The organism is Winslowiella arboricola (assembly GCF_025527015.1).
Lineage (GTDB): Bacteria > Pseudomonadota > Gammaproteobacteria > Enterobacterales > Enterobacteriaceae > Erwinia > Erwinia arboricola.
This window is the reverse complement of the sequence record NZ_JAODIM010000038.1, coordinates 12,332-37,147: the sequence shown is the minus strand read 5'-3', so window position 1 is coordinate 37,147 and position 24,816 is coordinate 12,332. Positions and strand designations below refer to the sequence as shown.

At 56.1% G+C, this 24,816-nt stretch carries 20 protein-coding genes; 17 read left to right on the top strand and 3 right to left on the bottom strand.

From position 1 onward, the window contains the following. Nucleotides 1-24 precede the first annotated feature (24 nt). A complete protein-coding gene (locus N5923_RS06090; RefSeq protein ID WP_267140789.1) occupies nt 25-1,683 on the bottom strand; it encodes a glucan biosynthesis protein D in 1,659 nt (552 codons plus the stop codon). Between the two features lie 302 nt (nt 1,684-1,985). Then, complete coding sequence (locus N5923_RS06085; protein ID WP_267140790.1) at nt 1,986-2,396, bottom strand: helix-turn-helix domain-containing protein; 411 nt, start codon at nt 2,394-2,396, stop codon at nt 1,986-1,988. 107 nt (nt 2,397-2,503) lie between these two features. Here N5923_RS06085 and elaB point away from each other — a divergent pair, with 107 nt between their 5' ends. The 9 genes from elaB to N5923_RS06040 all read left to right on the top strand — a co-directional run bounded on the left by elaB (nt 2,504) and on the right by N5923_RS06040 (nt 14,729). Then, nucleotides 2,504-2,815: a stress response protein ElaB gene (elaB, locus tag N5923_RS06080; protein WP_407704396.1), complete on the top strand. Its 312-nt coding sequence runs from the start codon at nt 2,504-2,506 to the stop codon at nt 2,813-2,815. Between the two features lie 146 nt (nt 2,816-2,961). Further along, a complete protein-coding gene (gene menF / locus N5923_RS06075; protein ID WP_267140791.1) occupies nt 2,962-4,251 on the top strand; it encodes an isochorismate synthase MenF in 1,290 nt (429 codons plus the stop codon). A gap of 74 nt (nt 4,252-4,325) precedes the next feature. Then, nucleotides 4,326-5,993 (top strand): 2-succinyl-5-enolpyruvyl-6-hydroxy-3-cyclohexene-1-carboxylic-acid synthase, encoded by a 1,668-nt coding sequence (menD, locus tag N5923_RS06070; protein ID WP_267140792.1) that lies wholly within the window; start codon nt 4,326-4,328, stop codon nt 5,991-5,993. After that, the gene (gene menH / locus N5923_RS06065) at nt 5,993-6,769 is read left to right on the top strand and encodes a 2-succinyl-6-hydroxy-2,4-cyclohexadiene-1-carboxylate synthase (protein ID WP_267140817.1); all 777 of its coding nucleotides are present in this window, start codon (nt 5,993-5,995) and stop codon (nt 6,767-6,769) included. The genes menD and menH overlap by 1 nt, the downstream gene beginning before the upstream one ends. Then, nucleotides 6,756-7,613 (top strand): 1,4-dihydroxy-2-naphthoyl-CoA synthase, encoded by an 858-nt coding sequence (gene menB, locus N5923_RS06060; protein WP_267140793.1) that lies wholly within the window; start codon nt 6,756-6,758, stop codon nt 7,611-7,613. The genes menH and menB overlap by 14 nt, the downstream gene beginning before the upstream one ends. Then, entirely contained in the window at nt 7,613-8,581 is a 969-nt protein-coding gene (gene menC, locus N5923_RS06055) for an o-succinylbenzoate synthase (RefSeq protein WP_267140794.1), read from the top strand. Before menB ends, menC begins: the two co-directional genes overlap by 1 nt. Continuing rightward, nucleotides 8,569-9,948: an o-succinylbenzoate--CoA ligase gene (gene menE, locus N5923_RS06050; protein ID WP_267140795.1), complete on the top strand. Its 1,380-nt coding sequence runs from the start codon at nt 8,569-8,571 to the stop codon at nt 9,946-9,948. Before menC ends, menE begins: the two co-directional genes overlap by 13 nt. 5 nt (nt 9,949-9,953) lie before the next feature. Continuing rightward, nucleotides 9,954-10,118, top strand: a complete 165-nt coding sequence (locus tag N5923_RS06045; protein ID WP_267140796.1) for a hypothetical protein — start codon at nt 9,954-9,956, stop codon at nt 10,116-10,118. A 15-nt stretch (nt 10,119-10,133) separates the two neighbouring features. Beyond that, nucleotides 10,134-14,729, top strand: coding sequence for an SET domain-containing protein (locus tag N5923_RS06040; protein WP_267140797.1), 4,596 nt, complete (start codon nt 10,134-10,136; stop codon nt 14,727-14,729). Here N5923_RS06040 and N5923_RS06035 read toward each other — a convergent pair. Continuing rightward, nucleotides 14,726-15,670: a sugar-binding transcriptional regulator gene (locus tag N5923_RS06035; protein ID WP_267140798.1), complete on the bottom strand. Its 945-nt coding sequence runs from the start codon at nt 15,668-15,670 to the stop codon at nt 14,726-14,728. The two genes, N5923_RS06040 and N5923_RS06035, sit on opposite strands and share 4 nt — an antisense overlap. Before the next feature lie 261 nt (nt 15,671-15,931). Here N5923_RS06035 and N5923_RS06030 point away from each other — a divergent pair, with 261 nt between their 5' ends. The 8 genes from N5923_RS06030 (at nt 15,932) to N5923_RS05995 (ending at nt 24,772) form a co-directional block, all read left to right on the top strand. Continuing rightward, on the top strand, nt 15,932-16,873 hold the full coding sequence (locus N5923_RS06030; RefSeq protein ID WP_267140799.1) for a D-ribose ABC transporter substrate-binding protein: 942 nt from the start codon (nt 15,932-15,934) through the stop codon (nt 16,871-16,873). Nucleotides 16,874-16,889: 16 nt separating this feature from the next. Further along, entirely contained in the window at nt 16,890-17,501 is a 612-nt protein-coding gene (locus tag N5923_RS06025) for a DUF2291 family protein (protein WP_267140800.1), read from the top strand. Further along, nucleotides 17,498-19,021 carry a sugar ABC transporter ATP-binding protein gene (locus tag N5923_RS06020; RefSeq protein WP_267140801.1) on the top strand — a complete coding sequence of 508 codons (1,524 nt, stop codon included), beginning with the start codon at nt 17,498-17,500 and terminating at the stop codon, nt 19,019-19,021. Before N5923_RS06025 ends, N5923_RS06020 begins: the two co-directional genes overlap by 4 nt. A 2-nt stretch (nt 19,022-19,023) precedes the next feature. Next, nucleotides 19,024-20,130, top strand: coding sequence for an ABC transporter permease (locus N5923_RS06015; protein WP_267140802.1), 1,107 nt, complete (start codon nt 19,024-19,026; stop codon nt 20,128-20,130). A 75-nt stretch (nt 20,131-20,205) separates the two neighbouring features. Then, complete coding sequence (locus tag N5923_RS06010) at nt 20,206-21,036, top strand: transketolase (RefSeq protein ID WP_267140803.1); 831 nt, start codon at nt 20,206-20,208, stop codon at nt 21,034-21,036. After that, on the top strand, nt 21,029-21,973 hold the full coding sequence (locus N5923_RS06005; protein WP_267140804.1) for a transketolase family protein: 945 nt from the start codon (nt 21,029-21,031) through the stop codon (nt 21,971-21,973). Before N5923_RS06010 ends, N5923_RS06005 begins: the two co-directional genes overlap by 8 nt. Before the next feature lie 2 nt (nt 21,974-21,975). Then, nucleotides 21,976-23,460 (top strand): FGGY family carbohydrate kinase, encoded by a 1,485-nt coding sequence (locus N5923_RS06000; RefSeq protein WP_267140805.1) that lies wholly within the window; start codon nt 21,976-21,978, stop codon nt 23,458-23,460. A 115-nt stretch (nt 23,461-23,575) separates the two neighbouring features. After that, nucleotides 23,576-24,772: a nicotinamide mononucleotide deamidase-related protein YfaY gene (locus N5923_RS05995; protein WP_267140806.1), complete on the top strand. Its 1,197-nt coding sequence runs from the start codon at nt 23,576-23,578 to the stop codon at nt 24,770-24,772. Nucleotides 24,773-24,816: the final 44 nt, after the last annotated feature.

Below are 24,816 nucleotides of genomic sequence, written 5' to 3'. Positions count from 1 at the left end.
CCGCAAAAAAGCCAATATCACCACTTAATCGGGATGCATCTGACGATCATCCACATACTTGCGCTGATCTGGCGGTGGCGGGAAATACTGATACAGCCAGGTTTCGCTCAGCGTCTCCTCTTTACTGCGCAGGAACATACGCATCTCCACCGGTTTGGTGTCATTACTGTTCGGATACCAGTCAAACAGAATGCGGTAACCGTTCATCGGCTCAACAAACAGAATCTCAACCTGCTTAATGGTGCCAGACGACACATTAATCACCGGCTCAATGCCTTTCGGTGCTGCAGCCTGCAGATCGCCACCGACAAAATCAACCGCAATACGGCGCGCCCAGACTTCCGGGTATTGTTCGCCCGGCGCCCAGCCTTCCGGGAAACCGCCCATACCAGTGCGGGTAGCGTCGACACGCGCTAAACCACTGCGCACTGGCGGCAAACCGCTCCAGTAAAGCTTGTAGTGGAAGCTGTATTCGCTGCCCGCTTTGATCGGCTCTTCCGGCTGCCAGAAGCAGACCACATTATCCAGTGTCTCACCGGTGGTTGGGATCTCCATCAGATTGATGGCGCCTTTACCCCATTTACCGATTGGCTCCACCCACAGGCTTGGGCGTTTGTTATACCAGCCAATCACATCCTGATAATCCTTGAAGTCATGATTCAGCTGCAACAGGCCAAAGCCGCGCGGGTTGGTGTCTTCATAGGCGTTGTACTGCAGCTTTTGTGGATTATTCAGCGGACGGCAGATCCATTCACCGCTGCCGGTCCACATCGCCAGGCGATCGGAGTCATGGATTTGCGGGTGAATGGTGTCACACATGCGGCGCTCATTGGTGCCACAGCTAAACATACTGGTCATCGGTGCGATACCGAGCTGCTTAATATCCTTACGTGCGAAGATATGGTTTTCAATCTCCATCACCACACGTTTGGCTTCACAGTCGATAATAAACTTATAGGCACCGGTCGCGCTTGGACCATCCAGCAGGGCATACACCGTAAAACGGGTGTCTTCCGCTTTTGGCGTTTCAAACCAGAAAGCGGTGAAGTCCGGGAACTCTTCCTGACCGTTGCTAAAGGTGTTAACCGCAATACCACGAGCCGACAAACCGTACTGATAAGTGTCATCCACTGCGCGGAAATAGCTGGCGCCAAGGAACGAGACGACATCGCGGCTGGTCAGTTCCGGTTTTTTAAATGCGCGGAAACCGGCAAAGCCCAGATCGGTTTTGCCATCCAGCTGCTTAGTATCGACTTTGGCATTGTTGTAGTTAAACAGCTCAGGGCGGAAATGAATCTCACGCGCTTCACGGCTGGTTTCATCAACCGAGAACATGCGGATACGGCGTTTAAAGCCCATACCGACGTGGAAGAACTGCACGTCCAGTTCGCGGTCGGCAGTGCCGTTCCATAAGGAGTGATTGGCGTCGTACTGAATCTCGTTATACGCCTGCGGAGTGAGGGTCGCCAGCGTCTGCGGCAGGGCGCCTGGTGCGCCGCCCCAGGGTTGCTTCGCCATACTGGCGGCCATTTTTTTCAGAACGTCAAAATCAAATCGCATCGCGGTGCCGTCGGCGATATCGGTATCTGCCCAGGCTGACTGTGCAAATAGCGTGGATAAGCCAGACATCCCGCTTACGGTAGCGAATGCCATTGACGCTTTCATAAACATTCTTCGATTCATGCCAGAGGTCATTTCCTTTGCTGAACGGAGTTTGTAGTGACTGTCGTGCCTGATCACCCATTTACATCTCCTGGCGCTGCCAGGGTTACAGGGAGGTACGACAGCTTGCAGATACAAAAATTCAAATCTCAGGAAATTTATCAGATTAATCAAATAAACGTATGGTTTTCCGCTGCAGCGAGGCGAGATTTAAGCGGTTTTACGTTTGTCTGATTTTTAAGCGTTGTTCGGTGCAGGCGAGACGGTTGCCATGTAATGACGTAAAACAAATAAAAATTTCATGACAGGCCCGTACAAGGAGATCACTTCGCAAAGATATCAAAACCTTTATATTCGATGGTGTTAAGCATCCGCAATGCAGCGCCATTGGGTTTCTTTTCTCCACGCTCCCATTTAGAGATGCTGACAACCGACATATTCATAATCACAGCCAGCATAGACTGAGTGATGCCCAGACGGTCACGCATACCGCGAATCTCTTCCCCATTCATTTCATGAACGCTCAGCATTTTCTCGCGAAGCTCACGTAGCTTTACCCGCGTGTCGATGTAGTTAACGGTTTCATCAGAAATGGCGCCAATCCGGTTAAAATCATGAGCCATTTCCTGAAGGTCTATAAGATGGTTTAGCTCTTCCATATTTTTCTCCCCGGATTTTATCGTACCTGCATGTTCTATTGTGCCGACATGATGGCTGATATTCCAGCCTGCCACCGCTTGCCACCATTCTCAGTCTATTCCTGGTCGCCATTCCGCACAGTGCCGTGAAAACTGTCTATAGTTAATAGACATACATGTGTTTTCGCCCACGGAGGAAGAAAATGGCTATACCTGATGAACTGCATGAAACCCGACTGGATGACGATCTGACACTGCTGACCGAGACCCTGGAACAGGTGCTGAAGTCTTCGGGCGATCCTGCCGATCAGAAATACATTGAGCTTAAAGCCAAAGCTGAGCAGGCACTGCATGATGTCAAATCGCGCGTCAGCCAGGCGTCAGACACTTACTACTACCGCGCTAAGCAAGCGGTCTACCGTGCCGACGATTATGTGCATGAAAAACCCTGGCATGGGATTGGCGTTGGCGCCACGGCCGGACTGGTTATCGGTCTGCTATTGTCACGCCGTTAATCACCACCGTTAGTATTGCCCGGGGGCCGGTATTTATTACCGGCCCTCCCTTTTTGTTAACAATCCCCGCTTTACTGCCTCAAATCAAAAACTCCTGATGTCACCGCGCTTAACATAATTGTCTCCAGCTCAATTTCGAGGTCAGCATGGTGGCATTCAGCGCAGCGCTTAATCAGTTACGCAACGAACTGCAACAGATCGCCAGCCGCCAGCCAGGTTACCGGCGACTGAGTGTCAGAATCGCCGATAGCGGTGACGCCTTATGCTGGTTAAACGCCCAGCAATGCTGGCCGCAACTATGGTGGCAACACCGTAATGGCAAAGAGAGTGTGGCGGCCTGCGGCGAAGTGCAGCATTTCAGCGATATTCAGCAGGCGCAGCGGGCGGTCAACCGGCTGCCAGCGGACTGGCGCATCTGGGGTGCCAATGATTTTTCGGCCGGGCAGAGCTATCTGTTTCTGCCGCGAATTGTATGGCGGCGCAGCGAAACCGGTTGCCAGCTACAGCTGCATCTTTGCAGTGACAGTTCGCTGTATGAGGATGCACAGCATGCATTGCAGTTTCTCGCCGATCTTCAGCCATCACGCCCGCTGGCGCCGCCCGACGCTTCACTGCTGGTCAGCCAGCATACGCCGGATCGTGCGGGCTGGTCGCGGCTGATCGACCAGGCGCTGACAGCGATTGCCGCCGGAGAGATGGATAAAGTGGTACTGGCCCGTGTCACCGATCTCTGTTTCAGCCGTGAGATCAGCGCGGCGGCGCTGCTGGCTGCCAGCCGTCGGGTAAATCATTGCTGCTACCACTATATGCTGGCTTTTGACGGCCATCACGCCTTTATCGGCTCCTCGCCGGAGCGGCTCTATCTGCGCCAGCAGAGCGAACTGCTGACCGAAGCGCTGGCAGGCACCGTCGCCAGTGATGCTGATGATAGCGAAGCCGCACGCCATGCCGACTGGCTGCGTCAGGATGATAAGAATCAACGGGAAAATCTGCTGGTGGTCGATGATATCTGTCAGCGATTGCAGGGGATGGTCGCCGGGCTGGAAGTGATGCCGGCCGAGGTGGTTCGCTTACGTAACGTGCAGCATCTGCGCCGCCGCATTCATGGCGAGCTGCGCCAGCGTAGTGATGAACTCTGCCTGAGTCACCTGCAACCCACCGCGGCGGTGGCCGGTTTTCCGCGCCAGCCGGCACGAGAATTTATTGCCCGTTATGAACCTTTTACCCGCCAGTGGTATGCCGGTTCGCTGGGGTATCTGTCGCGCCAGAAGAGTGAGTTTTGCGTGTCGCTGCGTTGTGCGCTGATCGACGATCGGCGTGTGCGGCTGTATGCCGGCGCGGGCATTGTGGCGGGGTCCGATGCACAGCAGGAGTGGCAGGAGATCGACAATAAAGCGGCGGCGCTGGCGACATTACTCAGTGAAGACTCGCGTTAAACCTGGCCCAAATCAACATCCTGGGAATTCTGCCTTCTTATAATAAGTTTCGTGTTGTTGATCGGGACGGGGTTATGTCGATAAGTACCTTTAATCATCGCTGGGCTGAAGTGATCATTGAAACCTTAACGCGGCATGGTGTTCACCATATCTGCATTGCGCCTGGCTCACGTTCCGCACCGCTGACGCTGGCCGCCGCCGCAAACCACAAGCTGGTGTGTCATACCCATTTTGATGAACGCGGGCTGGGTCATCTGGCGCTCGGGCTGGCGAAATCGAGCGGTCAGGCAGTGGCGATGATTGTCACTTCCGGCACCGCGCTGGCTAATCTCTATCCGGCGGTGATTGAAGCGCGCTTAACCGGTGAACGGCTGGTGGCGATCAGCGCTGACCGGCCACCGGAGTTGATTGGCTGTGGCGCTAATCAGGCCATTGATCAGTCTGGCATTTTTGCCGGTTATGCTGAAGCCCTGAATTTGCCGCGTCCGACGCCAGAAATCTCCGCATGCTGGCTGGTGGCGGCGCTCGACGAGTTGTTAAGCCGTCAACGCAATGGCGCGGTACAGATTAACGTGCCGCTGGCGGAACCGCTGTATGGCGAGGATAACGGGGAGCATATGAACTGGCGAGATAATCTGGCTGACTGGTGGCAGGGATCGCGTCCGTGGGTCACACACCGTCAGTGGGAAACTGTAGAAAGCCAGGAGAAATGGCGCTACTGGCAACAACGGCGCGGAGTGGTGATAGCGGGCGGGCTAACTGCCGCGCAAGGACAGCGCGTCGCCAACTGGGCGCAACAACTTGGCTGGCCGTTGCTGGCGGATGTGCAGTCGCAAACCGGTTCACCGCTGCCTGCTGCCGACCTCTGGCTGGGGCATCCCCAGGCGCAGCATACGCTGGCACAGGCGGAGATCATCGTCCAGTTTGGCAGCAAGCTGACCAGCAAGCGCCTGTTGCAATGGCAGGCCAGCCAGCAGGTTGCGGCCTTCTGGCTGATTGATCCGTTGCCGGGACGGCGCGAGGCCGCAAATTTGCGCGGCAATCGTATTGTGGCGGATATTGACTGCTGGCTCGATCAACACCCGCCACAATGCCATACCCGCTGGGCCAGAGCGCTGGAGCCGCTGGTCACCCGTACGCAACGCGAGATTGCTGCCGCCTGTGAAGCCTTTGGCGAGGCGCAACTGGCGCACCGCCTGCCGCAGTTGCTGCCAAAGGGCGGACAGCTGTTTATCGGCAACAGCCTGATGGTGCGTCTGGTGGATGCGCTGGCGCAGCTACCGGCAGGTTACCCGGTGTATGCCAACCGCGGCGCCAGCGGTATCGACGGTTTACTCTCAACTGCCGCTGGCGTGCAGCGTGGTCATTGCGTGCCAACACTGGTGATCCTTGGCGATATTTCTGCACTTTACGATCTGAATGCGCTGGCGTTACTGCGCAATGCCCCGGCACCGCTGGTGCTGATGGTGGTTAACAATAATGGCGGCCAGATCTTCTCATTACTGCCGACGCCCGCCGCTCAGCGTGAACGCTTCTTCTGTATGCCACAGCATCTCCATTTTGAACATGCCGCCGCGATGTTTGGCCTGCACTACGCGCGTCCGCAGGAGTGGCAGGCGTTACAGCAGAGTGTGGCCAGTGGCTGGCAGCGTGAAGGGGTGACGCTGATAGAACTGGTGGTCGAGCCACAAGCTGGCGCCGATACGCTGAAACAGCTGGTTAACCAGGTGGCGGCATTGTGATGCTGCATGCGCGCTGGCAGGGCCATCACCGCAGCAGTAAGCCGGTGCTGGTCTGGCTGCATGGCTTTCTCGGCAGCGCCGCAGACTGGCAGGAGATTCAGCATGCTTTCAGCGACTGGCCGTTGCTGAGCATCGATCTGCCCGGCCATGGCGGCTCCGGCGCGCAGAGCGTCAGCGGCTTCGACGATCTCTGTCAGCGGCTAAGCGCCACGTTGCTGGCCCATCAGGTGGAGCGCTACTGGCTGATTGGTTACTCACTGGGCGGCCGAACGGCGATGTACTACGCCTGTCAGGCGGCACTGCCGGGGCTGATGGGGTTAATCATTGAGGCGGCGCACCCCGGCATAACCCAGGCGGAAGAACGGGCGGTGCGTCAGCAGAGCGATCGCTGCTGGGCCGCCCGTTTTGCTGCTCAGCCACTGCGTCAGACGCTGGCGCAGTGGTATGCCCAGCCGCTGTTTGCCGAACTCAGCGCCTTACAGCGCCAGCAACTGATCAACGCGCGCGCTGACAGCTATGCCCCGGCGCTGGCGGCGATGCTGGAAGCCACCTCCCTCAGTCAGCAACCGGATTTATTGCCGCAGCTGCGGCAACTGACGCTGCCTTTTCATTATCTGTGCGGTGAGTGGGACCATAAATTCCAGCTGCTGGCGCAGCATAAAGCGCTGCCGCTCAGCACTATCGCCGCCGCCGGTCACAACAGCCATCGCGCTAATCCTGCCGCTTTTAGCTGGCAAATTGCGCGTATTTTGAGGAACAAGCATGATCTATCCTGACGAACAGCAACTTTATGCCCCGGTCGAGTGGCGCGATTGCAGCGGCGACTTTAGCGATATTCACTACCATAAGTCGCTGGATGGCATTGCCAAAATCACCATTAACCGACCCGAAGTACGTAACGCTTTTCGTCCGCTGACGGTAAAAGAGATGATGCTGGCGCTGGATGATGCGCGCCATGATGACGGCATCGGCGTGATTATCCTGACGGGCGCCGGTGAACTGGCGTTCTGCGCCGGTGGCGACCAGAAAGTGCGTGGCGACTACGGCGGTTATCAGGATGACAGCGGCGTGCATCACCTTAATGTGCTCGATTTCCAGCGCCAGATCCGCACCTGTCCGAAGCCGGTGGTGGCGATGGTGGCGGGCTATGCGGTGGGCGGCGGCCATGTATTGCATATGATCTGCGACCTGACGATTGCCGCCGACAATGCCCGGTTTGGTCAGACCGGTCCGAAAGTCGGCTCCTTTGACGGTGGCTGGGGCGCTTCCTATATGGCGCGGATTGTCGGCCAGAAAAAAGCGCGTGAAATCTGGTTCCTGTGCCGGATGTATAACGCGCAGCAGGCGCTGGATATGGGGCTGGTGAATAGCGTCGTGCCGCTGGCACAGCTGGAAAAAGAGACGGTGCGCTGGTGCCGGGAGATGCTGGAGAACAGCCCGATGGCGCTGCGCTGCCTGAAGGCGGCGCTCAATGCCGACTGCGATGGCCAGGCCGGTTTGCAGGAGCTGGCGGGCAACGCCACCATGCTGTTCTATATGACCGAAGAGGGGCAGGAGGGGCGCAACGCCTTCAATCAGAAACGCCAGCCCGATTTCAGCAAGTTCCGGCGTAACCCATAATGCGCACCGCAAGCCTCTGGCGCTATGCCATCCCGCTGGACGCGGGCGTGGTGCTTCGTGACCAGCGTATTAAGCAGCGCAGCGGGCTGGTGGTCAGGCTGCGTGACGGATCGGCGGAAGGCTGGGGCGAAATCGCGCCTTTGCCAGGTTTTAGCCATGAGGATCTGCCACAGGCGCAGGACGCCGCCGAAGCCTGGCTGACAAGCTGGTGCGCCGGTGATTCCGCGGCGGAAAGCAGGCTGCCGTCAGTCGCCTTCGGCTTAAGTTGTGCGCTGGCGGAGCTGGACGGCACACTACCCGCCGCGGGGAATTATCACTCGGCGGCGCTCTGTGTGGGCGATCCCGACCAGCTGTTTGCGCGTTTACAGGCGTTGCCGTACCCGGTGGCCAAAATGAAAGTCGGTCTGTATGAACCGATACGCGATGGCATGCTGGTCAGCCTGCTGCTTGAGGCGCTGCCGGATTTACAACTGCGGCTGGATGCCAATCGCAGCTGGTCGCCGGAAAAAGCGCGGCAGTTTGCCCGCGCGGTCGGGCCTGAGCTGCGCCAGCGCATCGCGTTTCTCGAGGAGCCTTGCCGTACCCCTGCTGAATCCTGCAGTTTTAGCGCCGAAACGGCGATTGCCATTGCCTGGGATGAGAGCGTGCGTGAAGCGGGTTTTGTGGTGGCGGCACAACCGGGTGTCACTGCGCTGGTGGTGAAACCAACCCTGACCGGCAGTATCCGGCACCTGCAACAGTTAATCACCGCGGCACAGCAGCAGGGACTGACGGTGGTGATCAGTTCGGCGATTGAATCGAGCCTTGGTCTGACGCAACTGGCGCGGCTGGCAAACTGGCTGACGCCGCAGGTGTTGCCCGGGCTGGATACGCTGGACTTGATGCAACATCAGCTGCATCGCCGCTGGCCGGATAGTTCGTTAGCGCTACAGGCGCTGGCGGATCGGGAGGCGATATGGCGCGGTTAACCCAGTGGCCGTGGCAGCACTGGGCGCGTTTGCGTGGTGCGGAAAGCGCAATAATCTGCGCCAGCGGCGCGCTGAACTGGCAGCAGCTGGCGTTGCGGATTAATGCGCTGGCGGTCGGATTTCGTCAGCAGGGGGTACAGCCCGGCAGCGGCGTGCTGTTAAAGAGCAAAAACAGTGAGGACGCTCTGCTGGCGTATCTGGCGCTGTTGCAGTGCGGCGCGCGTCTGCTGCCGCTTAATCCGCAGTTGCCGGATAGCCAGTTACATAAGCTGCTGCCGCATCTTAATCTTGAATTTAGCCTCAGCCTGGCGACACCGGCGGCGGATTATCCTTTAATCCCCTTGCAACTGCGCAGCGCCAGCGGCTGTTCATCACATCACTGGGATGGCGAAAGTCTGGCGACACTGACGCTGACCTCGGGTTCTTCCGGCGTGCCAAAAGCGGCGGCGCACAGCTTTAATGCACACCTGGCCTGCGCCCGGGGCGTGGTGGATCTGCTCTCCTTTCGCGCGGATGACAGCTGGCTGCTGTCGCTGCCGCTGTATCATGTTTCCGGTCAGGGGATTATCTGGCGCTGGCTGCTGACCGGTGCAAGGTTAAAGGTTGCGCCACAACTCCCGCTGGCGCAGGCGCTGGCGGATTGCAGCTTCGCTTCGCTGGTGCCGACGCAGTTATGGCGGTTGTTACAGCAGGATACGTTACCCGCTGGTGTGCAGAATGTACTGCTGGGTGGCGCCACCATACCGCGTGAACTGCTGGAGCGGGCGGAAGCTGCGGGTATTCGCTGCTGGTGCGGTTACGGCATGACGGAAGCTGCATCAACCATTGCGGCGAAGCGCGCCAATGGACGTGACGGGGTTGGGCAAGTGCTGGGCAATGCGCAAATTAAGCTGGTGGATGGCGAAGTATGGTTACGCTCAGCAGCACTGGCCTGTGGTTACTGGCAGGATGGCGAGCTGTTACCGCTGACGGACAGCGCTGGCTGGTTGCATACCCGTGACGCCGGCATCTGGCGCGACGGTGAATTACAGCTGTGCGGGCGGCTGGATAATCAGTTTTTCAGCGGTGGCGAAGGGATCCAGCCCGAACAGATAGAACGCTTATTGCTCAGTCATCCGGCGATTTCCATGGCGTTTATTATTCCACGGGCAGATAAGGAGTATGGTCAGCGTCCGGTGGCGCTGCTGGAATGGGATCGGCAGGTTTCTCTGCAGGCGATTGCTCAGTGGGCAACGGATAAACTGGCCACATTTCAGCTGCCGGTGGCATGGTATGATTTGCCGCCCGATCTCAGCAGCGGCGGAATTAAACTGCCACGTAATGAATTGATTAATTGGGTAAATAACCAGCCTGTAAATAATGATTAATTATTATGATTAAGTCATTAACAGTGATTAATTCTTGTTGCGCCAGGCTTTTTATTGAAGAGCAAGGCGGCGGATTTAATTACTGTTGTCTTAAACAGGGTGTTGGCGGGTTATTGATTGTCAGTTTTATTTTAATTTTAGCTGTTGCTGATATCCAAACTGCAAACTAACAATGGAATGTTTATATGCTCGCTGGAATAGCCAATTTCTTTCATCGTTTAAATAACTTCGGGGTCGGTAATGAGTTTGACCCGTTATCTTCTTCTCCCTTTAAAACAATTAACAATATTTCCAATTCACCATTACAAAAACCTTTCTTCTGGCACAGCAAGGAGGAGATAAGGCCGGTGCCGCCCGGGCAGGGGATTTTGCCGCCTGACGCGCATATCTCTCCGCCAGCCACTAAGCCGCTTGCCAGGATAATAGAAGCGGCGGCGCTACTGTTGACGCAGCCGGTGGGGCAGGTTTATGCCCGTTATATTGCACCCGCTACGCCGGTGCTGACGAAGATCGACCAGGCGGCAGACGGCCTTGTGAATTGCCTGTTGCCGTGGCAGGCGGTACAGGCGCAAGAGAGTTCACCTCTCACGGTGTTGCCGGAGCCAAACACCACTTTCTGGTCGGTTGAACCTGCGGAGAGTGAACAGCTCCGATGGCAGCTGGTGGATGAGTTGTTGTGGTATCTGGGGCTATCACAGGACGAGGCATTACGGCAGCAATTGATCGCTAATCTGACAGACACAGAGATTGTGGTTATCCCTCCTCCCGCCGCTGGCGGGACGCGCGAAGAGCGGGCACATGAAGACGAGATGAAAAATCGCCTGCGCCTGTATGAGATATCGATCAGGGATAACCAGGCGACGTCTGACAGTATCGGCGCACGCATGATCGCCTGGGGAGACCAGCAGACCGCCAACAGTTATATACTGTTTCAGCAGGGCACAGAGAAGGTCAGTCTGCACCATTTTATGGCTGGAGGGGGCGAAGCGTTGCTGGGGTTTTTCGCCCGCACCCTTGGCGAAATCTTTACCGGTGAAATTCTTGATCGTCAACCCGGCGAATCCAGAGCGGAATGGTTGCTGCGACTGGGGTTCAATATGGTGACCCTCCCGGAGCAGGCGGCGAGTAAGGCCTTCGCCTTTAAGCGTACGCCAGCCATCAGGCCGGTTAGTCAGCTGCCGGGTACCATTATCACCTGTCCGCCCAGCGGAATAGCTATGCAGTCGGTGCTGCAAACTGAGATTGCCGGAGTCAGCTGGCATCTGTTTCCGCAGGGAAGGCTGCACGCCACGGCGGTGAAGCTGGGATCGTCAGAGGCGATAACGCGTCCGGCGACATTTAATCCGCACAATAATAAGTGGCGCATTGAGGGCCAGCCCGGTGAACACCGCTTTACCCATCACACCACGCCGGATTTTTTTGTCAAAAATGGCGACGAGTACCTGCCAGTGACCGTCTCTGCCGATGATGGCACGCTGCAACTGGCGGATGGCCAGAAAATTTATTTTGATCCGCAAACGCAGCGATTGACGCCGTTTTTTGCCGCCAACACACATCTGCACGCTGGCTGTATGCCATTGTTGCCGAAGGCGTCAGTCACTGCCGAACCGGGTCGACAGGGGGTTCTGCGCACTCAATTTGGCGCTGAGCGCCGGGTCTGGAAAACCGAGCAGGGTAAATATTATCTGGAAGTGCGTTCGCAGGCCGACAACCCGAACAATGAGCATATCGGCTATATCGAGGGCTGGCCGGAGGGGGACTTTTTCACCATTAAAGCGGCGGAGAACAGATTGTCGCAGCCGCAGTCGGTATTGCAATGGCAGGCAGCCACGCAAAAATGGCATAAGGCGATGTCGCCGTTTAGCTTATTAAAAACGGCAGAAGGGCAAATTGATGCCGCATGGCTGCGGTCAGCACCGGGACCTGAAGCGCTGACGCCGGTAGCAAAGCGTCCTGGTCTGTATCATGTTGATCATCACTATTATCTGCGCTGGCGTAATACCGCGCAGGGCGATATGCATTATCTGCCGTTACTGCCTGGCGACCATCCCGGTGACTATTTTCCTGAGGAGCCTGGTGCGGATGATTTACGTTTTCGCTACGACGAGCAGCTCAAAGAGTGGCAGTTTGTGCCGTTAACCCAGCAGGCATTTGCGGGGCTGCCGGAGGCGGTGAAGGTGCATCTGACCAATCCGTTTTCCGTTGATTATACCGCCAGCGGCTATCAGCATCTTTATCGCAGTGGGGAGGCGCTTTATATCCACACTGGCACCAACAAATTGGGTGAACCGGAGTATATCCGCGTAGAACAGGATCAGGCAGACCCTGATCTGTTCAGTCTGCGATTAGCTGAGGATGACGAATCGCAAAGCCAGTGGCAGTTTCGTTATAACCGTGACAACGAGGAATTTGAACTGGCGGACAAACAGGGTTGTCTGCGGGTGAAACGCGCTGACGATCTGCCTTGTGCTGTCGCGGGTAGCAGCGCTGATTCTGATGGCGGCTTTCAATTGCCCGACGAACAGCGAAGCAGCGAGTTCGCATCTGAGGTATGGCAGTGGTTGCGGCAGCATCCACTGACTCCCGGCGATGGCCGACTTGGCTATGCCTTACATCTGGAAAAATTGCGCCGTAAGAATTTACCACAACAGGTGACGACCGCTGATATCGCGCGTTATACCGGGACCTCAGAAAGTCTGATTCGCGGTAATTTAGAACCCTATCTGACGCTTAAAAATCTTTTGTTAATCAATAAACCACAACCGCCGCAACCGCCAGTCACCATCGAAGCTGAACAACCTGTCGGTAAGTTTAAACGGAAAAAATTAAAAAAAAGCGAAATACGAGCCTTCGAGCAGCAGCGACTTAATGCACGTTATGAAGGTGAAGATCCGTATGCTTATGCCATACGCCGGTACGGCATGCGGTTACCGAGTGAGAAACTGGAGGATATCGCCCTGAAGGCCGGGGTAGATGAGTTTACGCTGGCAAACAAACTCAGCGAATTTTGGCTGGCGCAGCAGCAGTGGTTAACCGAGGCGGAAAAGCAGTGGCTAAGGGATCGGCCGCGTCAGCCGGGCGAAAAAAGGCTTAACTATGCCGTACGTCTGCTGAACGCGTTTCAGGAGCAGACGGCGACAGGCGCGCTTAACGGCGCAAAAATTACTAAAGCGCATATCGCCGGTTACAGCCAGGAATCACTGGCGTCGCTGGTGTCGGAAATAAAAAAACGGGAAGATGGATGGTTTTTGCACAACAGGCGTGAATTAGACGAATTGCCCAGAACAGACGACAGCGCGGAGGTCAGCCTTAATAAAAGAAAAACCTATGCATTACGCCTGCTCAGGAAACGTTTTGAACCACCGAAAACGGTCTTCGTCAGCATGGATGCTATCGCCAGGCAAAGTGTTCTGCATCCCCAGACATTGCGCGATACGGTTGAAAATGAACGGGTTCGCTGGCTCGACGATATCCCACGGCAAACAGATGAACAGACGGATAGCGAGCTTGATGACGATATCATTAAGTTACGCAATCAGTTGTATGCCCGAAGAGTGGCGGAAAAGCGTGACCAGCAACAGATGGGATGGCTGGTGACAGACAAAGAGATTGCCGCTTATGCCAAAGTCACTCTGCATGCTTTCAGACAGGCGCGGGAGAGTGATTTTGGCGCGGTGTTACCGTTAAAACTGAAGCCCGATCCGGGTAGAGAGCTAATAAATACGCAATGGCAATACGTTCGCCCGCTGCTGGTTGATGCCAGTGATCTGCAACGTAGTGTGACGGCAGAAGTGATTAAGCAGCCGTTCAGGCTTAGCGGGATGGCGGAGATACCGCAAGGAATGTCAGCAGCAAGATGGAAAGAAGTAAAAAAAGGATTTTCCGCACAGGCAGAAGAAATGATTAAAAGTGACGGGGAAAGCATGCGGACGTTTTCGCAAGAGCATCTGAGGGTTGTCAATGGAAGGGTGGGGTTGGGCGTCGTGGCGAAGAAATTCACCCCCGCCGGGACCTTTATTGGGGGTTACAGTGGCGTCTGGCATCCCACGGAACAATCGCTTAGTGTGGAATTAAGAAAGGTAGGGTCTGAGAAGGTGCTGACTAAACTTTGGGGGACATACCAGGATGAAGGGTCGGTTAGTGGCTATCAAAACCCCAATATTTTGTCTTTAATGAATACCGGCAGAATTGAAGGGTTCCCTGAATTGGGGGAAAATAATCTGGCAGTGGGTTATATTGGAAAATTACCTTTCTACTACACCATCAAGGATGTTGAAGTGGGTGAGGAGCTTTTAATTTCATATGGAGATAACTACAATCCTAAATACAATATTCAGACAGCATTGAATTATGACAAGATAGCTATTATCGCCAGGCATGAAAACAGATATTTTGTTATCCGCAATGCAGCGAAAAAACCCATCAAGATATTCGGTCCGAATGGCGAGCTGGACAGCCAGAAAAATATTCCTAAAGGCGCAGTTACCTGCATCCTGCAAGAGCGTCTGGCGGAAAGATATATTATTCGCTACGACATTATCAGTAAAAAAGGGTATAAAAAAATCGATAACCGGCGCGAAGATGATGACCATCTCTATTATGCGCTGGCGAAAGCGCTAAATGAGGAGGGCGGGACGGACATGATCGAAGAGAAGATCTCTGAACTGAAAGCAGCCGTTAGCGCTGCACATCCTGAGGATGTGATGATTAAACCTGAACCTGCTGATCTTCCCCCTCCCCGGAAAAAAATGGGCGTCGGGCCGGGGGAAGACGATGGCTAAACCAGCAGCCGCGCCGTCGGGTAATCCACCACAATCACATTGATATAGCCGCCCTTTAGCGCGCCGCGAATGGCGTTGGCTTTCTCTTTGCCGCCAGCCAGCGCCACCACCTGCGGACAGTGGCGCAGTTGTTCCAGCTCCATGCCGATAACCGGATCTTCCTCTTTGCTCAGTACCGCATGCCCGTCGGCGTCATAGTAGTGCAGACAGAGATCGCCCACCGCGCCGCGTTCAGCGAGGGTTTTCAGCATCGCTTCGTCGTAGTAGTTGCCGGAGTTGCGCAGCAGCTGGGAAGGTTCCAGATCGCCAACGCCGACGACCGCCACATCAACTTCCGAGAATTTGCCAACGACTTCCGCCACATCAGCGTTGGATACCATCCGCGCGCGTTCATCGACTGCGCGTTCAATGCTTTGCGCCGGTAACAGCCATGCCGGACAGCTGAGATGCGCCGCAAGGGTTTGGGTCAGAATCGTCGCCTGCACATTGCCGTTAGCGCCAACACCGCCAAGCAGCTGAATCACGCCGCGCGCCTTGACGCTGTTGGGATGCAGTTCATCGACCATGGCGCGAATGGTGCTGCTCCAGGAAGAGAGGCCAACCAGCTCTTCCGCCCGCACCCGCGTCTCCATATAGTGCGCTGCCGCCGAGCCAATTACCTGTTTCACCTGATGGGGCGTGGCATCCTCCGCCACGTCGACCACAATCGCCTGCTGAATGCCATATTTCTCTTCGATGGATTTTTCCAGCGCCGGGAAGATATTGGTCGGTTGCACCACGCTGATTTTGACCAGTCCCTCTTTCAGGCTGCGATTTAAAATTCGCGACACAAAAGACTGCGACAAATTGAGTGAACGGGCGATATCAGACTGCTTGTGATTTTCCATGTAATAGAGCGTGGCGATTTTCACCATCAGCCGCTGCTCATCCTGCTTTGACATAGTACCTCCTTTCAGACGACCTCAGCATTGTCATGCAAATAATGGCTGCTGTATAGCAATGTGACACGGGCGGCGAGAGCGCCGCCCCTACGGTTTATTGATGCAGGGGCAGCGTTTCGCCGCCCGGTTAGTGCAATAAAACATCAAACTGTGATCCTTTTCGCTTTTCCTGGTTTTGTCATTCGACAAAGCGACAGGGCAGGGTCATAGTAATATGAATAATAAGTCATGAGTGAATATATATTCAACGTGGAGATAATAATGAAAAGTACCCTACTGAAAATGTCCCTGATTGCCTCGGCAATGGTTGTTTCCTCTTCTCTGCTGGCTGCGGATAAAGGAATGATTGCGATTATTACCCCGTCTCACGACAACCCGTTTTTTAAAGCTGAAGCGGAGGGCGCCAAAGCGAAAGCGACGGAGCTGGGTTACACCACGCTGGTGGCATCGCATGATGATGATGTCAGTAAACAGAACCAGCTAATCGAAACCGCCATCGCGCGTAAAGCCAAAGCGATTGTGCTGGATAACGCCGGTGCGGATGCCACCGTCGGTCCGGTGCAGAAGGCCAAAGACGCCGGTATCCCGACCTTTCTGATTGACCGTGAAATCAATAAAACCGGTATTGCAGTGGCGCAGATTGTTTCCAATAACTACCAGGGTGCGCAGCTCGGCGCAGAGAAGTTTGCCAAATTGCTGAATGGCAAAGGTGAGTATGTCGAGCTGCTGGGCAAAGAGTCGGATACCAATGCGGGCGTGCGATCCCAGGGTTATCACGACGTGCTCGACGACTATCCGGATTTGAAAATGGTGGCGCAGCAAAGCGCCAACTGGAGCCAGACCGAAGCCTTCAGCCGCATGGAAACCATTCTGCAAAAAAATCCCAATATCGTCGGGGTGATTTCCGGTAATGACACCATGGCGCTGGGCGCCGAAGCCGCGCTGAAATCCGCCGGTAAAACCAATGTTATCGTCGTCGGTTTTGACGGCAGCGACTATGTACGCGATTCGATTATTAACAAAGGCAATATCAAAGCTACGGTGCTGCAACCCGGCTGGGACCAGGCGCAGATGGCGATTGTGCAGGCCGATTACTACCTGAAAAACGGTAAAGCGCAGAAAGAAGAGAAGCAACTGATGGACTGCGTGCTGATCGACGACAGCAACGCGCGCCAGCTGAAAGTGTTCAACCTGTCGAAATAGCGCTGAGGGGCTGATTATGTTGAAAAAACAATGGGGCACAAGCGTGCTGTTTTGTGCCTCTTTGTTGCTGACAGCTTGCACAGTAGTGGATCTGGATGCGGACGGTAAGCCGATTATCCCGCCCGATCCCAACGCTAAAGCCAGCTACAGCAATCAAACTCCGCAGCAGGTAGTGCAGGAAAACTGGGACAGCAAAGTGATGTCGGCAGCGAAACAGCACGGCCTCGACTGGGCCGCGATGCAGGAAAAGAGCCGCACGCTGAAAGCGGGCAGCAGTGAGAGTGTGTTTGTCAAAGCCAGTGGGCAGGTGACGGCGTTTAACCCTGTCAGCGAGCGCGAGCGCAATCTGGCGATCACCTTTAACGGCACGCCGGTCGAGGTACAGCTGGGACCGGTGATTCGCAGTAACGCAATTCGCGACGCCGCAGGCTTTAATTTTGAGGATTTCACTAACCAGGTGCAGTTTGCCCAGCTGACTAAAGCGCTTAATCGCCAGACGGTAAAACAGTTACCGCCGGTCGATGCCAGCTGGCAGGGTAAAACCGTCGATGCGCTGCTGGCCGTGACCCTGACCGCGCAGGGGGTGCAGGATGCGGTGGCGCTGACGTTAACCCCGGAGGCGCCATGACAGCTGACAACAGCAATCTGATTCTGGAAACGCGTGCAGTATCGATGCTGTTTCCTGGCACCCTGGCGCTGGATAACATCAATTATCACGTCTGGCGCGGCAAAGTTAACGTGATTATTGGTGAAAACGGCGCCGGAAAATCGACGCTGATGAAGATTCTCGCCGGGGTACAACAGCCGAGCAGCGGCGAAATCTGGCTGAATGGTCAGCAGGTGCATCTGGCGAATACCCGTGAAGCGGCGCGACTGGGGATTGGTATGGTGCATCAGGAGCTGAACCTGTTTGAGAACCTGAGCGTTGCCGAGAATATTTTCCTCGGACGCGAGATCCAGCGCGGGCTGATGCCGATCGATGAGGCGGCGCAGGATCAACGCACCGCTGAACTGTTACAGCGGCTGGATCAGCCGATTTCACCGCGTGAGCAGGTGGCCAATCTGAAAGTGGGTCAGCAGCAGCTGGTGGAAATTGCCAAAGCGCTGGCGGAAGACGCCGATATTTTAATTCTCGACGAGCCGACTTCCGCACTCAGTAAAACCGAAGTGGCGATTCTGTTCCGCGTGATCCGTGAGCTGACGCGTCAGGGGGTGACGATTATCTATATCTCGCACCGGCTGGAAGAGCTGATGGCGATTGGCGATGTGATCACCATTCTGCGTGACGGTAAGTTTCAGGCCGAAGCGCAGGTCGGTGATATCGATGTGCCGTGGATTGTACGTGAAATGCTCGGCAGTGAGCCGGTCAGCAACTTCCTGAAGCCGGGCCGTCAGTTTGGCGCGCCGGTACTGGAAGCGGAGCATATCACCTGTGTTAACAGCGCCGGTAATACGCTGGTGGATGATATGTCGTTTAACGTGCGCGCCGGGGAGATTGTCGGCATTTATGGGCTGATGGGCGCCGGCCGTACCGAACTGTTTGAGTGCCTGCTCGGCACTCAGCGCAACTATCTCGGCAAACTGTGGCTCGACAGTAAACCGCTGGCGAACCGGCTGTCGACCGCCGACCGGATTCGTATGGGGATGAGTCTGGTACCGGAAGACCGCAAACGCACCGGGATTTTTCCGGTGTCATCGGTAGCCAGTAATCTCACCATCGCCAGCCTGTGGCGTCGTCTTTCCTGGCGTTTTGCCATTGCGCAGCGCGAAGAGCATGCGGTGGTAGCCAGCACCGTCGGCAATCTGTCGATCAAGGTGTCGTCGCCGGAAGTGTCGATTCAGGCGCTCAGCGGCGGCAACCAGCAGAAAGTGGTGATTGGCCGCTCACTGCTGACCAATCCAAAACTGCTGCTGCTGGATGAGCCGAGTCGCGGCATTGATGTTGGCGCCAAGGCTGATGTATTTCGCATGATGGTTGAGCTGTCAGAGCAGGGGATTGCAGTGATTTTTTCCACCTCAGACCTGAAAGAGATTATGGCAGTTTCCGACCGTATCCTGGTGATGTCGGGTGGGAAGCTTACCGCTGATATTCCGCGTGACCGCGCAGAAGAGTCGGCACTGGTTAAAGCAAGCGCCCAGGGGTTTTGATAATGAAAAATAGCCATAACGTTGCGGTGGCAGCGCATCCGGTCCGGGCGTTTAATTCGCGCGAGAGCCTGATTTTACTGTTGTTAAAGATGCGGACCTTTATCGCACTGTTTCTGATTGTCGGTTTCTTTGCCTTTACCGTACCGGACTTTCTCGCGCTGGGCAGCATGGTGATCATGATTAAGCATATTGCCATTAACGCCTTCCTGGCGCTGGGGATCACCTTTGTGATTATCACCGCCGGTATCGATCTGTCGATCGGCGCCACGCTGGGCCTGTGCGGCATGGTGGCCGGCTGGCTGATCACCAAAGGCATTGTACTGCCGATGTTTGGCATCGCGATTTTCCCCAGCGTCTGGGTGATTGTGCCGGTGGTGTTGCTGATTGGCGCACTGATTGGCGCCGGAAATGGCTGGATTATTACCCGCTATAACGTCGCGCCGTTTATCTGCACGCTCGGCACCATGTATATCCTGCGCGGGGCGGCGATGCTGACCTCAGGGGGGGAAACCTTCCCGGCGCTGGGGGGCAATCCGCAGCTGGGTAATACCGGTTTCGAGCTGATCGGTTCCGGCACGCTGTTTGGTTTGCCGTACGCCATCTGGATGATGATTGTGCTGGCGCTGCTGATTGGTTATGTCGCCAGACGGCTGCCGTTTGGTCGTCAGGTGTATGCGATTGGTGATAACGAAAAGGCGGCGGAGCTGTCCGGCGTGCGGGTTAAGCAGGTCAAGATTCTGGTGTATATGCTGTCGGGTTTCTGCGCGGCGATTGCCGGCATTGTGGTGTCATCACAGCTGGTGGCCAGCCATCCGGCGAACGGTACTGCCTTTGAGATGAATGCGATTGCGGCGGTGGTACTGGGTGGCACCTCACTGGCCGGTGGGCGCGGCACCATTATTGGCACGCTGATTGGGGCTTTTGTTATCGGCTTTCTTGCCGATGGTCTGATTATGATGGGCGTCAGCGAATTCTGGCAGATGGTGATTAAGGGCATCGTGATTATTGTGGCGGTGATTATTGACCAGATGCAAAACCGTATGCAGCAGAAAGCCGCAGTGGTGGCGCAGAAAGCGGTGATACAGCAGGGCGAAGCCAGCCGCCAGTAGGCGGCCGCTGATGTCATTTTTTTTACCGGTTGCGAATAATTATTCGTAATTGATTTTAAATTCAAAGAGGTTGCTATGAATCCGTTCAAACTCTCTGTGGAACAGCTGGAAAAGAAAGCGCGGGCTATTCGCCGTCGCATCATCATGCTGAATGCCAACAGCCCGGCAGGCGGGCATACCGGCGCCGATTTGTCACAGGTGGAAATTCTCACCGCGCTCTATTTTCGTTTGCTGGATTGCGCACCGGATCGTACAGAGGATGCGACGCGCGATATTTACATCCAGTCAAAAGGGCATGCGGTTGGTGGCTACTACTGCGTGCTGGCAGAAGCGGGTTATTTCCCGGAAAGCTGGCTGCCGACCTATCAGCATGCCGACTCACATTTGCCGGGCCATCCGGTGAAACACAAAACCCCGGGCATCGAACTGAATACCGGCGCACTCGGGCATGGCCTGCCGGTGGCGGTCGGTATCGCGCTGGCGGCGAAGAAAGATAACAGCAAGCGGCGGGTGTTTGCGGTGACCGGTGATGGTGAACTGGCGGAGGGCAGCAACTGGGAAGCGGCGTTAGTGGCGGCCCATTACGGTCTCGATAATCTGACCATTATTACTGACAAAAACAAACTGCAACTGGCGGGCGCCACCAGCGACATTCTTAATACCGATCCGCTGGATGAGAAATGGCGGGCATTCGGTATGAACGTCACTGAATGCGCCGGTAATGATATGCGTGCGGTGGTGGAGACGCTGGAAAATCTGCCCGCCAACGGCAAGCCGAATGTGGTGATTGCCCATACCGAAAAAGGCTTTGGCATCTCCTTTATTCAGAGCAAGCCCGAGTGGCATCACCGGGTGCCAAAAGGCGATGAGATTGAGCTGGCGATGGAGGAGTTGAAAGATGAGTAATTCAGCACATTTGGCCGACGTGATGGTACAGGCCTTTATCGATGCGGTAGAACGCGGTGTCGATCTGGTGCCGGTAGTGGCCGATTCGACCTCCACCGCCAAAATCTCGCCGTTTATTAAACAGTTTCCCGGCCGGCTGGTAAACGTCGGCATCGCCGAACAGACGCTGGTGGGTGCCGCCGCCGGTCTGGCGATTGGCGGCAAAGTGGCGGTAACCTGTAATGCCGCGCCGTTTCTTATCTCACGCGCTAACGAGCAGGTAAAAGTCGATATCTGCTACAACAACACCAACGTTAAGTTGTTCGGGCTGAATGCTGGCGCCAGCTATGGCCCGCTGGCCAGCACCCATCACAGTATCGACGATATTGCGGTGATGCGTGGCTTCGGCAATATCGAAATCTACGCCCCTTCCTGCCCGATTGAGTGCCGCCAGATTATTGACTATGCGCTGGAACATGTTGGTCCGGTGTATATCCGTCTCGACGGTAAGGCGTTGCCGGAACTGCACGATGACAGTTACCGGTTTGTCCCCGGCCATATTGACCAGTTACGCAGTGGCAAAGATATTGCGCTGGTGGCGATGGGCTCGACGGTGCATGAGATTGTCGACGCCGCCGCAGCGCTGGAACAGCAGGGTATTTCGGCAGCTGTGATCAGCATCGCATCGATCAGACCTTGTGATACCCAGGCGCTGCACAACCTGCTAAATCAGTATGCCAGAGTGATTACCGTAGAAGAGCACAACATCAATGGCGGCGTCGGCAGCCTGGTGGCGGAAGTGCTGGCGGAAGGTGGCGGCGGCGTCAGGCTGAAACGACTGGGGATTGCCGACGGTGAATATGCGATTGCCGGCGATCGCGCTTCAACCCGCGCGCGTCACGGTATTGATGCTGCCGGCGTGGTTAACAGCGCCGTGCAGATGTGCCAGGGAGAATAACCATGTCAGGCCCGCTAATTTTGGCTATCGATGAAGGCACCACTAATGCCAAAGCTATTGCCGTCGATGGTGATGGCCGGGTAGTGGCGCGCGCCAGTCAGCCGCTGCAGATTTTCCATCCGCAGCCGGGGCTGGCGGAGCAGGATCCGCTGGTGATCTGGCAGGCGGTGCGTCAGGCGATCGGCGACTGTCTGGCGCAGTGTGGCGGCGCGACGGTGGCGGCAGTGGCGATCAGCAATCAGCGTGAGTCGATTATGATCTGGCAGCGCAGTGATGGCCAGCCGCTGACGCCGCTGGTCAGCTGGCAGGATCGCCGTTCGGAAGCACTGTGCCGTGAATTACAGCAGAGCGGGCAGCAGCCGCTGATCTCCTCGCTGACCGGGCTGGCGGTGGATCCGATGTTTCCCGCCGCTAAAGTGACCGGCATGCTGGCGGCGATCGCCGACGGTTATCAGCGTGCGGCGGCAGGTGAACTCTGTATCGGCACGGTTGATAGCTGGTTGTGCTGGCAGCTGACCGCCGGGCAGCAGTTTGTCACCGATTACGCCAATGCGTCGCGTACCCAGTTGTTTAATATCCATCAGGCGCAGTGGGATGATCGTTTACTCGGGCTGTTTAAGGTGCCGCGTGAGGCGTTGCCGGAGGTGCAGCCTTCGGCGGCAGATCATGGCACGGTGCAGCTTCAGGATATCGCCGGGCTGGCCGTCGGCACGCCGGTTCTGGCGCTGATTGGCGATTCCCATGCCGCGCTCTATGCGCAGTGCGCCACGCGCGGTGAAGTGATTAAAGCCACCTACGGCACCGGTTCTTCACTGATGATGTCGATGCCGGCAGCGGTAATCAGCGATGGCGGTTTAAGTACCACACTGGCCTGGCATGATGGTCAGCTGCGCTACGCTTTTGAAGGTAATATTACTCATACCGGCTCCGGCGCCGCCTGGCTGTCACGGATGCTGGGGGTGGACGATCCACAACGGCTGACGGAAATGGCGCAGCGCAGCGACAGCAATCAGGGTATTTACTTTGTTCCGGCGCTGTCAGGACTGGGGGCGCCCTGGTGGGATCTGCAGGCGCGCGGGCTGATTTGTGGTCTGACTGACGCCGCCACGCCGGAGGTGCTGGCGCGGGTAGCGCTGGAGTCGGTGGCGTTTCAGATTGCCGATGTGTTTTTCGCTATGGAGCAGGCCGGAGGCCAGCCGCTGGCGCAGCTGTGTGTCGACGGCAGCGCGACGGAGAATAGCTGGCTGATGCAGTTTCAGGCCGACTTGTTGCAACGTCCGTTAATTAAAGCGCCAACGGCGGAAGTTTCGGCGCTGGGTGCCGCGGTATTAGCCGGACGGGAGCTGGGCTGGTGGCGCGAAAGCAGTGAACTAAGTGCGCTACGCGGTGGCAGCACGATATACCCGCGCGAATCACAGGCGCAATCAATCCGGCAAAACTATCAGGGCTGGCTGGCGGCGGTAGCGCGTTGTCGTTATCAGGTTTAGATCACCGTCGATTGCTCTCCCTCCCCATCGGTGGGGGAGGGAAATGAAATGGTTGACGCCATTGCCAGTTCCGGCCAGTCTGAATTACCGCTTGCGAACCTGACTGGAGAATACAGTGATAAGAGTGGAAATGCTCTCAACTGGCGATGAAGTACTACACGGACAGATTGTTGATACTAACGCCGCCTGGCTGGCGGATATGCTGTTCCAGCATAGTTTGCCGATGACCGGACGCTCGACGGTCGGCGACAGCCTGCAGGCGCTGGTAAGCGCCCTGCAAGAGCGCAGCCAGATTGCCGACGTGCTGATTGTTAATGGTGGACTCGGGCCAACCAGCGACGATTTGAGCGCGCTGGCTGCGGCTACCGCGCAGGGCGTCGAACTGGAGATTCATCAGGCGTGGCTGGAGAAGATGGAAGCTTTCTTTGCCGGGCGCGGTAAGCCGATGGCGCCGAGCAACCGCAAGCAGGCGGAAATTCCGGCGGGCGCTGAGCTGATCGATAACCCGGTGGGAACTGCCTGTGGTTTTGCCATTCAGCTTAACCGCTGCTGGATCTTCTTTACTCCTGGCGTGCCGTCAGAATTTAAAGTGATGGTTGAACAGCAGATTCTGCCGCGTCTGAAGCAGCGCTATACCTTACCTGAACCCCCTCTCTGTTTGCGTCTTACCACTTTTGGCCGTGGTGAAAGCGATCTGGCGGCAGAGCTGGATGTGTTAACCATGCCGGAAGGTTCGGTGCTGGGTTATCGCTCTTCGATGCCGATTATCGAACTGAAACTGACCGGCCCGGCGGCGCAGCGTGCGGCGATGGAACAGGCGTGGCAGCAGGTGCGTACTATGGTGGCGGACTGCACCATTTTTGAAGGCACCGAAGGTTTACCGGCGCTGCTGGCGCGAACCCTGGAGGAGAAACAGCTGACGTTAAGCGTCAGTGAGCAGTTTACCGCCGGTTTGCTGCAGTGGCAGCTGGCGTCCGCACAGGTGGCTTTAGCGGCTGGCAATGTTCTGCCATCGCAACCGGAGTCGTTACAGGCTATCGCCGCACGCAGTAAGGCACTGGCGCAGACCAATGGCTCATCGCTGGCGTTGGTGGTGGGTGGCTATCATGACGATCTGCTGGGTTTTGCCCTGCATACGCCGGACGGTACTTTTGCGCAGCTGGTGAAGTTTAACGTCAGCCGTCACGGGCTGAAAACCCGCCAGGAAGTGGTGGCGATGATGGCGATGAATATGCTGCGCCGCTGGCTGAAAGCTGAGGCGGTGACTAGCGGTCATGGCTGGATTGATGTGGTGGAGACGATTAAGCTTTAGGGTTATCTTTGACGGGCGGCGAGAACGCCGCCCTTACAAAAAAC